The following is a 12,415-nucleotide window of genomic DNA, read 5'->3' as shown; positions in this document are numbered from 1 at the left end:
TCATTGTACCAAAGAGGGCATGCTCCCCGAAAACGGAAAGCATGCCCTCTTTGTGCATTATGTATGACTATTCATGAAGCCTGTTACGTTACATCTCTTCTACGCCGAGACTAATTGCGATTCCTTTTTTCACCCGTTCCATCGTATCATCATCCAGGTGGGTGATTTTGTCTGTTAAACGCTGCTTGTCAATAGTTCGTATCTGTTCCAGCAGAATAACACTGTCTCTGTCAAACCGATGTTTTTTTGCGTCGATTTCAACGTGGGTTGGCAGTTTTGCTTTCTTTATCTGTGCTGTAATGGCCGCAACAATGACGGTTGGGCTGAACCTGTTGCCGATATCATTTTGTATAATCAGCACAGGTCTGACACCACCTTGTTCCGATCCTACCACCGGTGAAAGGTCAGCAAAAAAAACGTCTCCACGCTTTACTACTTTTTTGGTTTGGTGATGATTATGACTCGTATCGCTCAAATCATCCATTCACCTCCTTCACCGGTCCCGTTTACAGGATATGCCGAAAAGGAACGTTTTATTCATCATCGTCAGAATAAATTAACTTCTCCCCTTCCAGGAGAGCTTCCTCTTCTGCTTCTTCAAATTCCCTGCAAAGCTGCATATTAATTTGAGCCATCTCCAAGTATCCCTGTTTCATTTGGTAATGAAAATCTGTGGATTTCCGCTGATCGATCTTTTCCTGCAGCACTTCCTGAAAAAAGGAATCTTTCTCTTCTTCACTTAAATGCTCTATTTCAGAATACAAATCTTCTGGAAGCTCCAGTGCAATCTGCTGAAGTTGAGACATATCCAGACAAGCCCCCCATGCATGCTTTATTCCCACTGATTATTATAAAGCAATCTTGTCTTAAAATAAAAGTATTTTAAAAAAAAATGTAGATTTTCCGGTTATCATGTATTTTCAGGCAGCTGGAATGGCGGTGATTAAAAATAGATTGCAGTCAGATAAAAAATCTGTTAAGGTTACTGTAGTTTAATAAAATTCCTGCTTCTATAAGAGAAGTGAGGTTAGAGGTGCGGAAACCATCAGTATGCGGCTGGAGGAGCATGAGATTCTGCGAAACCGCTGAAAGGGGAATCCGCCGAAGCTGACAGCTTCTCATGAGCTTGCAGCTGGTTATGTATTGAACAAATACGTAACTGTCATATAGTGCGTCTGTGCTATATGGAGGGCTATCTCACGCATAAACGGTTTGAAACGTTCATGCAGCATTGGGAACCCTCCCACTGCTGCTTTTTCATGCGCGAAAGCAGTTTGCGGGAACGGCCCTCATCCGTCTGTCATAATCGAACTACTTCAATCTCATGCGGAGGGTGATGGATACAATGAACGTTGGAAGAATAAGCACCGCTATGGTTACCCCTTTTGATGAACAAGAGGAAGTGGACTACAGCGCCGTAACAAAACTTGTAAACCACCTTATTTCAAATGGGTCGGACAGCCTGGTGGTGGCAGGAACAACCGGAGAATCTCCGACATTATCGACCGAAGAAAAACTCACGCTCTTTGAACACGTTGCCAAAGCGGTAAATGGGCGCATACCGGTCATTGCCGGAACAGGAAGTAACAATACGAAAGCCTCGATTGAGCTCACAAAGCAGGCTGAAAAAACGGGGGTAGACGCGGTTATGCTGGTTACTCCGTATTACAGCAAACCGTCTCAGGAAGGAATGTATCTTCATTTCAAAAAAATCGCAGAGGCCACACACCTGCCGGTTATGCTTTATAATATCCCGGGCCGCAGCGCCGCGGGGCTTGATCCGGGGACGATTATTGAATTGTCCCGCGTCGACAATATTACTGCTGTAAAAGAAGCAAGCGGCGACCTGGATGCGATTGCCCATATTATCGAAAACACGGCCGATAACTTTCATGTATACAGCGGTGATGATACGTTGACCCTGCCTATCATGTCGATTGGAGGCACAGGCGTTGTTTCCGTTGGATCACACGTTCTTGGCAACGAAATGCAGGATATGGTCCAAAGCTTTGTGAATGGGTATCCCCAATACGCGGCGAAGTGCCACCGGGAACTGATTCCGAGGATGAAAACCTTCACGATTGCGCCAAGCCCGGCACCCATTAAAGCGGCACTGGAACTTCAGGGTGTTATTTCTGCAGACGTCCGGCTCCCTATGATACGTCTCAAAGAAGAAGAATTAAACGTCCTCCGGTCTTCCCTTCAGCCGAAAACGACATTCTTTGTGAGCTGATGCTTCGTTAAAAGAGTGTTTTATGACCGGTGCTGTCAAGATGCAGTACACCAATCAAAAAAACTGCGGTCTCCGTTGCTATGGAACCGCAGTTTCTTTATGGCATATGCAAAAGGAGGCCTGTAAATGAAAAAAGTACTGCTTCTTTTCATTAAAGGATACCGTACACTCATATCTCCCTTCACTCCCCCTTCCTGCCGTTTCTTCCCAACCTGTTCCCAGTACGGGATGGAAGCGGTTCAAACGCACGGTGCGTGGAAAGGGTTATGGCTGACGATAAAACGGATAAGTAAGTGCCACCCTTTCCATCCGGGAGGTTTCGATCCGGTACCTCTCCCAAAAAACCGGAAGGGACGTGACACCAAAGGATCGGAATGATGTTTTTTTGTCATTCCCGAGAGAAGATCAATATAACGCCCCCCTGTTAAAGCAGACCGGACCACTCCATAACGCTTAGTACCGTTGTCATGACTACAGTCATAACGGCAATAAACGGAACGTTTTTACGAATGACGGTCCAAGGTGTCTCTTTCATGAGATTGGACGCCATTAACACCGATCCGGAAAATGGAGAGAGTTGCACCGCCATCATCCATGCCGTCAGCAGCATGAGTCCCATAAATGCCGGCTCCACTCCAAAATGTGCCGGCTGCAGGGAACTTCCAAACCCAAGGACAATGATGACCGGATGTATACCAACAAATGCCAGTGCTACAGCCGTTGCGATCAGCATCAGGATTAAAACAGGGATAATTCCTCCAGACCCTTTTAACATCATCGTAGACAACCATTCCCCCGCCCCGCTCAATGACAAAGCCTCGCCAAAGAAGCCGGCCGTTATAAAAATGCCTATTTCATTATACAGACGTCCGAAAGAATTCCTGATATGCTGCAATCCAGATTGAATATATGTACGACTGTTTCCTGTACAAGCCGACCAGATTACCGGTAAAAAAAGCGCGATAAGAGATACAGACGCAAGCATCGAGATGGAAAACAGAGATTCCGCCGCAAACGAGAGGGTGAGCAGAACCAAAACAAAACCTCCAAGCATCATTAAACGATGTTTCACTGTCTTTATATCCTCAACTTGCGTCTGTTGATTAATCACCCTTCGTTCATTCTGAAATACTGTTTGACGGAAAAAAAGCGGGATACACATTGCATAAATCAGAGCCAGCACCAAACCAGGACCTCCGATATGGATCCAGGAAATATTATATAGACTCAAGATTAATCCTACATTAATAAAATAAGGAGACCACAGCATACAAAAGCCAAAGGCCCTGAGCAGCATCATCACAAACCGTTTATTTTCGAATGAAGAGAAGCTTTCATATCCTATGTTATAGACAAGCGGCATTGAACCCAGATTTAAGATGGAACCCATGGAAGCTGTTAATAAAAATCCCATTCGGTAAGGGTGGGAAGCGTGACGCTTTTCCCGTTCCAGAAAATAAGCCTGCAGTGCCTGCAGGTATCCCGATTCCGACATTAGAATGCCGAGTAATGGTATAAGCAGAAAAAGAGCAAGCAGATTCATATTTTCACCGAAGCTTGTTAATACTTCGATATAATTCGTGTCATAGAAATAAAAAAGACTGCTTCCAATAAGCAGAAGTAGAAGAATAACGCTTCGGTTCAGCGGGCTCATTTTAAATAAGGAGAAAAACAAAAGCAGAGCTGCCACGCCGCTGAATATATATTGAACGGCTACTGCGGAAACAAATACATAAAACAGATACAAAATGACCGCGGCAAAGGAAGCGGTTCCGAGATAGTTATTATTCATGATTTTCCCTTCTTTCGTGTACCATCCATATTCATCGTATCATGCTCTTTTTGTTTCCACCATCAGCTCTGCGAAAAAAACTCTGCAGTGCCGTCGGACTGCAGAGCGGATAAGCTCACGTGGCCTGGTTTTTCTCCGAGGTAAACGAACTAACCTGGGACGGTTTTTTTATATGAAGATCTCTAGGAACATCGGCGAACGTCTCACAGCCGTTTTCCGTAATACGGATAGATTCAGTGATTTCCACGCCGTAATTATCAAGCCAGATGCCCGGCATTAGATGGAATGTCATATTCGGCTGCATCATCGTCCGGTCCCCTTTTCGGAAACTGACGGTGTGTTCTCCCCAATCAGGCGGATAACTTAATCCAATGGAATACCCCAGCCGTGATTCTTTGAAATAGCCGCGCTTTGCAATAGTTTTACTCCAGATATCTTCTACTTCTTCAGCCGTGATCCCAGGTTTGATGTGTTCCATCGTAGTCTCAATGCCTTCCACGACAACATCGGCGAGATCCTGTACTTTATCTGGTGCTTCCCCGATAGCAAGCGTTCTTGCCATTGGAGTATGATAGCGTTTATAGGCGCCGGCAATTTCTATGGTCATGTAATCTCCGTATTGATACCGTTTATCTGTCCATGTTAGGTGCGGGCTGGCTGTATTTTCATTTGACGGTATCATTGGAACAATGGAGGTATAGTCACCGCCAAAATCTGAAGTCCCACTGATCTGCGCTTGATAAATCGCGGCAGCCACATCATTTTCGCGAATACCGATATCTACTGTATCATACGCGGCATTCATTGCGTTTTCCAGAATTCTGGATGCCTTTTTCATGCATTCGATTTCCGTGTCGGATTTAATGAGCCTCACCCAGTTTACAAGTGTGCTGAAATTCCGGAATTCAGCATTTGGAAGTCCCTGCATGATTCGTTCATAACACATAGCCGTAAAATAAAAAGCATCCATTTCAAGTCCGATCTTTCGATTGCCCTGTCCGATTTCGGTCAGAATGTTTGCAACAAAATCCATAGGGTGCTTAATCGTTGACTGTACAAATTCATCGGGATATGGAATGATATGATTGTCATCGAGCCAGGTTGTAACCTGAGCACTGTGGGCGTCCATTTCCCTGCCGATCCAAATCGGCTGTTCTTCATCAATCATAACAACAAGAATCTGATGTACATAAAAAGACCAGGCATTATAACCGGTCAGATAAAACATGTTGGATGGGTTGGATACAAGAAGCACTTCAATACCGTATTCCATCATTTTTTGTTTCGTTTGATTCATTCTCACCAAATATTCTTCATTTGAAAACACATTTCCACCCCTTTCCTGGCTGTCCATTTCACAATGTTACAAAGAGGACGGACTGATAGACCGCCGCCCCATTTGTTTTTTTACTCGTCCGTCCATTTAAAAGCGACAATCCGTTCTTCCGACATTTCTTTTATTGCATATTCTACGCCTTCGCGTCCAAGGCCGGAACCTTTTACACCGCCAAATGGCATGGCATCAATACGAAAGTCACTGCTGTCATTAATCATAACGCCCCCGACATGAAGTTTTTTCGAAGCTTTCAGGGCGGCATTGATATTGGTTGTAAAAATCCCGGCCTGCAGACCGTAGTTGACATCATTAGAACGTTTTATCGCTTCATCAAGGTGTTTCACTTTAAAAAGCAGCACGGCCGGGCCGAATACTTCTTCTTTAACAATAAGAGCGTCGTCCGGAACATTTTCCAGGACAGTTGGATCCACGTAAGCTCCGCTGCGGGTACCGCCTGCAGCAATGGTACCCCCGGCTTCCACTGCCTCCTCTATCCAACGCTCCACTCGTTTGGCTTCTTTCTCATTAATCAGCGGCCCCACGTCTGTATCTTCCGACAATTTACTGCCGGTTTTTACGTCAGCTGTTTCCTGAAGAAAGCGGGACCGAAAAGAATCGTAAGCCTCTTCTTCGATATAAATCCGCTGCACCGAAAGACAGTTCTGCCCTGCGGCTGCAAAAGCACCGTCTGCACACGATGCTGCAGCGGCATCGAGGTCAGCATCCGCCCTTACAATAACCGGAGAATTGGAACCCAGTTCCATGGACAGCCTTTTCAATCCCGCTTTTTTAGCGATGCTTTCTCCCGTTTCCATTCCACCTGTAAAGCTGATCATATTGACGTCCGGGCTTTCAATCAGAACATCGCCGATATCTCCCGCACGGCCGGTAATAACACTTAACACTTTAGGCGGAAGGCCGGCATTCATAAATGCTTCCGCCATCTTAACAGCACTTAACGGCGTTTCTGTTGCCGGTTTAATAATGACGGCATTGCCTGCTGCGATACCAGGTCCGATTTTATGAGCGATTAAGTTCAGCGGATCATTGAAAGGTGTAATCGCCGCAATGATTCCAACTGGAAAACGGAAATAATACCCCATCCGATCTGTATTACCAGGCATCTGATCGAAGTTTATAGATTCTCCGGTGAGACGTCTCGCCTCTTCCGCGCTGATACGGATCGTTTCCGCTGCTCTTGCCGTCTCACTTCTGGCTTCATTAATGGTTTTGCTTCCTTCCATGGCAATGGTTACAGCAAATGTATCAAGGTGTGCTTCGATATAATCTGCTGCCTTCGTCAGAATGTCCATTCTCTCCCGGACTGATAAATTGGAAGCTGTTTCTGCACCTTCCCGGCCAAGTTCGACCGCCTGTTTCATATCGGAAGCAGAACCGGCCGGAACAGTACCTATTACTTCATTGTTCTCCGGGTTCCGCACTTCAATCTCTTCTGATTTTTCCACCCATTCTCCAGCCAGCAGCATTTTCTGTTTTCCTATTTGTTCAGCCATGTTACCCGCCGCCTTTCATGTGAAGTGTTAGACATGGTTACGTTCTATATTGACTAAATCAATTAATAAAGCAAAACCAGTTTCAGGTATACCTGCGCCTGCTCCCATGAGTGTCACCGGACCTGAAAGATCACACTCATACGTGACGGCATTCAGGGCTCCGGATATTCCGGCGAGAGGATCATCCTGCGGAACTTTTTCAGGGGAGACCGAAGCCGACACGGTTCCCTGGTCATTTTTTATTTTGCCGATAAGCTTCCACCTTTTACCTTCAGAAGATGCCTGCTGAACATCTTCCGGAGACAGTACGGTAATGCCTTCACAAAACACATCCTCTTTGGATAGTCCGGCATCCATGACGACATTGGCGAGAATGATAACTTTATAGAGAACATCCCAGCCTTCCAGGTCACTTGTCGGATCCGCTTCTGCGTATCCCTTATCCTGTGCTTCTTCGAGTGCATCGTCGAGCGTCATTCCGGTTTCCATACGCGAAAGGATGTAGTTGGTGGTACCGTTAAATATGCCCCGTATTTCGCTGATTTCGTTTCCAGCCAGAGAGGTTAGAGGCATGCGGATCGCGGGTGTTCCGCTCATAACCGTGCCTTCAAACTTAAACTGGACATTATGCTGCGCCGCCATTTCCTGTAGTTCAGAGTAAGCGAGGGCAACGGGCCCCTTATTCGTCAAGACGGCATTTTTTCCCGCGGCAAACGCTTTTTTGCAGTGATCGATGGCCGGTTGTCCGGTTTGGATGTCGGTGAATGTGATTTCAACCATCGTATCCGCGTTTGATCGTTCAATTGTAGTGAGACTATCCCAACCCCTGATTAATCCTTCCTCATCCGGATAATGATGAAGGGTTCCGTCTTTTTCAAGGGAATCGAACACAGCCTGTATATTCAAACCATCCGGGTGATGCAGTGACCCTTTGTATAAATCGGCGATGGAGACCATCTGAAAATCCGTTCCGTATTTTTTCTTCAGAGAAGATTCCCTCTCCTGGATGATTTGAGCAAGTCCCCGGCCGACACCGCCGAATCCGATAAAAGCCAGTTTGTGTGCCATTACATTCCACTCCCTTCCTTATTCTTTTCATTGTGTTGAAAATACTGAAGCGCCGTGCCTGCAAGAAGGGAAGCGCCTACCGGCAGCATTTCTTCTTCAAGATCAAAACGGGACATGTGCAGACCCCGTTGCTGGCTATTTTCAAAACCTGCCCCCAGAAAAAGCATGGCAGCCGGCACTTTTTCGGCCATGTATCCAAAGTCTTCGCCGCCCAGGCCGTATGGCTTCCGTAAAATGGAGTAATCAGGGAATATAGTCTGTAACGTTTGATCAAACAGATGAACAGCCATTTTATCGTTCTGAAGAGCAGGTTCCCCTTTATCCACTTGAAGATGGTACGTGCCGCCCATTGCTTCAACAATCGAGAAGGCTTGTTCCAGCTCCTGCTCCAGATGAAGGCGTGTTTGCTGATCATAGCTTCTTATCGTTCCCTGTATCCTCACCTGATCCGGGATCACATTTGTAGATGAGCCAGCCTTCACTTCGCCGATACTGATTACCGATGGAGAAAGCGGAGATGTTTTTCTTGAAGTTATCCCCTGAACAGCCTGTATGACAAAAGACAGTATCCAGAGAGGATCCGTTCCAAGATGCGGGTATGCTCCGTGCCCTCCTGTTCCTAGTATTTCCGCCTGAAAGGTGTCCACATTTGCCATACTCGGGCCTTCGTGCAGACGGACGGTACCAGGAAGATATTCAGGATCCATATGAAGAGCAAAAGCAACAGAGACATCCTGAAGAATTCCGTGTTGAATCATATAAGGAGCACCGGATTTTCCGTTTCTATCTGTCATTTCCTCTGCAGGCTGAAAAATAAACTTCACCGTACCCTCGAAACTCGATTCTTCGGCCAGAAGACGGGCAGCTCCGAGCAGCATGGCCGTATGAGCGTCATGTCCGCAGGCATGCATCACGCCGTTATGAACCGAACGGTAGGATGTGTCATTATCTTCCTGAATGGGCAGGGCATCCATATCAGCCCGGAGTGCTGCTGCCGGACCGTTTCCTTTCTTAAGAATTCCGATCACACCGGTGTTCAGCCCGGTATCTTTTTCTCCGGAAAAAACCTCCATTCCAGAGATTCTGCGCAGTTCTTTCTCGACAAAGGCTGCTGTATTTTCTTCCTGAAAACTCCGTTCAGGATACTTGTGTAAGTGCTGCCGCCATGATGATAACTCCGTTTGCATTGCTGCTGCTTTCTGGTAGAGATAATGCTCTGATTGCACTATACAGCCCCCTTTATCTGTTACTCTTTGGAAACAGTTGTTTCTTTTAAAGAATCAAAAGCCGCTTCCAGATCCGCTATCAAATCATCTGGATCTTCAATGCCGACAGAGTAGCGGACGAGACTTTCCGGAATTCCCAGTGCAGCCCGCTCTTCCGGTGTATTTTCTACGTGACTAGTCGTTCTTGCAGGGCCGACGGTTGTTTCCACTGAACCAAGGTTGGCTGCGCGGTTGGCGTACTGCAGCTTCGGCAGAAAATCACGTACTGCTTCCATTCCGCCTTTCATGGAGAAGCTGAGCATACCGCCGAACTGTTTCATCTGACTGGCGGCGATATCGTGCCCGGGGTGGTCTTTTAAGCCTGGATAAAAGACGTCATCCACCAATTCATGATTTTTCAGATAATGGGCAATTGTCATCGCGGAATCACAGGACTGTTTTAAACGAAGATGAAGGGTTTTCATCCCTCTTAACAGCAGATAGGCCGACATCGGATCCATTGTCGCGCCGTTAATTTCACGGTAATGAAAAATCTTTTCCACGAGATCCCGACTGCCGCACACAGCGCCGCCAAGGGCATCGGCATGACCGCCAAGGAATTTTGTCGCGCTGTGAATAACTAGATCCACCCCGTATTCCAGTGGATTCTGGTTGATTGGAGTAGCGAATGTGTTGTCGACAAAGACCATAGCACCAACTTCCCGGGCTGCCCGTACCATTCTTTCCAGATCCGTGATTTTAACGGTCGGATTCGTAGGTGTTTCCAAATAAAGAATCTTACATCCTTTACGTACTTCTTTTTCTATTTCTTCATGATTACCCGTTTCACAGAGTCTTACATCAATATCCATCCGGGGGAGAAATTCACTGAAAATTTTATTTGTACCACCGTACGTATCATTCATAGATACAATCCGGTCCCCTGGTGTTAAAAAAGTAGACAAGGAGTTGCTTATAGCTGCCATTCCGGTGGAAAAACTCGTCGCAGCCTCTGCTCCTTCAAGATCTCGTATTTTCTGCTCAAACGATTCCACTGTCGGGTTCGTGTTTCTCCCGTAGATATGACCTTTTTCACGTCCTACGGCCACATCGTACCAGTGATCCAGATCATCATAGGAATAAGCGACACTGTGTACCACAGGCACTTGTGTTGCTCCGTGGGCTCTATATTCTTTCTCGCCGGACCACACGGCTTTGGTTGACTGTTGAATGATCCGGTTTTCTTCGTTTCTCATGGTTCACACTTCCTTTCACGTCATACTTTCTTTTCCTCTCTTTTTATCATACGATAGAAAGGAAATGATTCCATTCATCAAGTTGTATAAAAGTCATTCGTGCTGTTTCACCAAGATGCATAACATATTTTCTCACATGGGTTGAGCGGGAGGTGTCTTTATGTTCAGTGTACAAGAAATGCTTGAACTGCCGATTCTTAGAAAAGCAGATACGAAAACGGAAACACCAGCTGCATTGAACAATCCGGTGGAATGGGTTTCTATTATCGAGCTGCCGGTTGAAGACTTTGTACGCATCAATGAAGTTGTATTGACAGCCGCATTTGGATGCGAGAATGATGAAAAGAAACTTCTATCCTTCGCAGAGGAAGTCATGAATTCAAATGCGGCGGCACTTATTATTGCCACGGGACGATATTTAATGGAAATCCCCTCTCTTGTTATTGAACACTGCCAGTCCCGGGGATTTCCTCTTATTGAGCTGCCGTGGGAAGTTCGTTTTGCAGATGTCAGCCATGCCATATCAACAGCCCTGCATCAGCAAGAGCGAAGTTTTGTGGAGTATTCCGATAGAATTCGAAGAGAACTGCTGGAGATTATATTGAATGGAGAAGGAACAGCAGAGATCGCAGCTTACCTTTCCCGGCGTTTAAGGATGCCGGCTCTTATTGCAGACCGACGGGGAGGTCTGAAAGCTAAAACTGCCGGAGCGCAGAACCTTGAAAATAGTTGGAAGTCACACCTTCAACAGCACGGGGACCCCCTTTTTTTTCAGATGGAAGAAGCTTATGACACCGGGGCGCTTCCTAACAAAATGCACTGGGTTCATATGGATCAAAATAAAGCCCTGCAGCTTACGGTACAGGGGGCCAGAGAAATTCAAGGATTTATCTTAATCGAATGGCCGGAACAGCTTCCTGAAGATGATATATATGAAGAAAATATGTTAATCCTTCTTGAACATGCTGTAACAACTTCGGCATTATGTTTTCTGCATGATCAGGCCGCTGTGGAAACAGAAATGAGACTGAAAAATGATTTTGTATGGAGCCTGGCCGAAGGAACATTTGAATCGAGAGATGCCGCATTATCGAGAGCAAAATCCCTCGGCTATCATTTGAACGTCCCTTATTTATGCATTACTTGCCACCCGGAGCAGCTGGATTACCTTTACGATGAACAACAGCCCCCCATGACATCTTTTGAAAATTGGGTCAGGCAGCTGGGAGAATGGCTGGAAGAAGAAGTGTACCATACGGGGCGGATGCTGCATGCCAGGACAATGACCACCTTCCAGAAAGAAGAGTTGATTATATTCGTAGAAACCCACACCGAAAAAGGTGTCGAAACAGCGTATCCATTTATCGAACTGCTGGAATACCGGGTACGTCAGGTACACTCTGCTCTTGACTTGTCATGGGGTATTGCGAAAACATTTGGAGATGATTTTTTTCACGAAGGATATAAGGAGGCACGTTCGGCTCTTGATATCGGACGCCGCCAAAAAGGTGCCGGTTTTGTTACAACATATGCCAACACCCGGTTTGATCGTGCCCTTCTCGCCTTAACCGAAAATGAAGAACTCCGCAGTATTACAGGAGCAATTCTTGCACCGATCTTAAGTTACTCCCGCCAGCGCGGAATTGACCTTGTTCATACGCTCGTTGTGTTTAACCGGAACAAAGGAAACATAAGTCAGACCGCAAGAGACTTAAATCTGCACCGGCAGTCTTTAACCTATCGTCTGAGAAAAGTTGAAAAAATGACCAGCTGCAGTCTTGATGATTCCGATGATTGGTTTTTAATTGATCTCTCCATACGCCTTCATAACATAAGTGCGGCGTCTGATAAAAAATCCACGGAAGAGTGAAAAATTATGAAGAAACTTCAATAGTTGATGAAATGCTTCCGTGTAATATAAAAGATATCTCAGAAGAAACGCTTCCGATTACCTGAAAAGGCAGTCGGAAGCGTTTCTATTCTCATCGGTGCCATTACTTCCCCGGCTCCT

The 12,415-nt window shown here is 46.0% G+C and carries 11 protein-coding genes and 1 riboswitch; of the genes, 3 read left to right on the top strand and 8 right to left on the bottom strand.

What is annotated here, in order from left to right; all coding sequences use genetic code 11:
• Positions 1-88: 88 nt before the first annotated feature.
• Both BM058_RS05005 and BM058_RS05000 read right to left on the bottom strand, forming a co-directional pair.
• On the bottom strand, positions 89-484 hold the full coding sequence (locus BM058_RS05005) for a type II toxin-antitoxin system PemK/MazF family toxin (RefSeq protein WP_090925936.1): 396 nt from the start codon (positions 482-484) through the stop codon (positions 89-91).
• A 49-nt stretch (positions 485-533) separates the two neighbouring features.
• Entirely contained in the window at positions 534-806 is a 273-nt protein-coding gene (locus BM058_RS05000) for a hypothetical protein (RefSeq protein ID WP_090925935.1), read from the bottom strand.
• Positions 807-1,020: 214 nt separating this feature from the next.
• Positions 1,021-1,203, top strand: a riboswitch (Lysine riboswitch).
• A gap of 142 nt (positions 1,204-1,345) precedes the next feature.
• On the opposite strand from BM058_RS05000, the gene dapA reads away from it, so the two are divergent.
• Together dapA and yidD are read left to right on the top strand one after the other, a co-directional pair.
• Positions 1,346-2,233: a 4-hydroxy-tetrahydrodipicolinate synthase gene (gene dapA, locus BM058_RS04995; protein WP_090925934.1), complete on the top strand. Its 888-nt coding sequence runs from the start codon at positions 1,346-1,348 to the stop codon at positions 2,231-2,233.
• Positions 2,234-2,359: 126 nt separating this feature from the next.
• Positions 2,360-2,611 carry a membrane protein insertion efficiency factor YidD gene (yidD, locus tag BM058_RS04990; protein WP_090925933.1) on the top strand — a complete coding sequence of 84 codons (252 nt, stop codon included), beginning with the start codon at positions 2,360-2,362 and terminating at the stop codon, positions 2,609-2,611.
• 46 nt (positions 2,612-2,657) lie between these two features.
• Here yidD and BM058_RS04985 read toward each other — a convergent pair whose 3' ends face one another.
• The 6 genes from BM058_RS04985 to BM058_RS04960 form a co-directional block, all read right to left on the bottom strand.
• The gene (locus tag BM058_RS04985; protein ID WP_090925932.1) at positions 2,658-4,025 is read right to left on the bottom strand and encodes a TRAP transporter large permease subunit; all 1,368 of its coding nucleotides are present in this window, start codon (positions 4,023-4,025) and stop codon (positions 2,658-2,660) included.
• Between the two features lie 115 nt (positions 4,026-4,140).
• Positions 4,141-5,352, bottom strand: coding sequence for a M24 family metallopeptidase (locus BM058_RS04980; RefSeq protein ID WP_245736849.1), 1,212 nt, complete (start codon positions 5,350-5,352; stop codon positions 4,141-4,143).
• Between the two features lie 80 nt (positions 5,353-5,432).
• A complete protein-coding gene (locus BM058_RS04975) occupies positions 5,433-6,875 on the bottom strand; it encodes an aldehyde dehydrogenase family protein (protein ID WP_090925930.1) in 1,443 nt (480 codons plus the stop codon).
• Positions 6,876-6,902: 27 nt separating this feature from the next.
• On the bottom strand, positions 6,903-7,943 hold the full coding sequence (locus tag BM058_RS04970; protein ID WP_090925929.1) for a homoserine dehydrogenase: 1,041 nt from the start codon (positions 7,941-7,943) through the stop codon (positions 6,903-6,905).
• Complete coding sequence (locus BM058_RS04965; RefSeq protein ID WP_245736847.1) at positions 7,943-9,169, bottom strand: M20 metallopeptidase family protein; 1,227 nt, start codon at positions 9,167-9,169, stop codon at positions 7,943-7,945. The genes BM058_RS04970 and BM058_RS04965 overlap by 1 nt, the downstream gene beginning before the upstream one ends.
• A gap of 20 nt (positions 9,170-9,189) precedes the next feature.
• The gene (locus tag BM058_RS04960) at positions 9,190-10,404 is read right to left on the bottom strand and encodes a cystathionine gamma-synthase family protein (RefSeq protein WP_090925928.1); all 1,215 of its coding nucleotides are present in this window, start codon (positions 10,402-10,404) and stop codon (positions 9,190-9,192) included.
• A gap of 160 nt (positions 10,405-10,564) precedes the next feature.
• Between BM058_RS04960 and BM058_RS04955 the strand changes: the two genes are divergently transcribed.
• Positions 10,565-12,274 carry a PucR family transcriptional regulator gene (locus tag BM058_RS04955; protein WP_090925927.1) on the top strand — a complete coding sequence of 570 codons (1,710 nt, stop codon included), beginning with the start codon at positions 10,565-10,567 and terminating at the stop codon, positions 12,272-12,274.
• Positions 12,275-12,415 lie beyond the last annotated feature (141 nt).

Source organism: Salibacterium qingdaonense, from assembly GCF_900114715.1.
Classification (GTDB): domain Bacteria; phylum Bacillota; class Bacilli; order Bacillales; family Marinococcaceae; genus Salibacterium; species Salibacterium qingdaonense.
The sequence above is the reverse complement of the archived record's forward strand: the minus strand, read 5'-3'. Positions and strand labels throughout refer to the sequence as shown.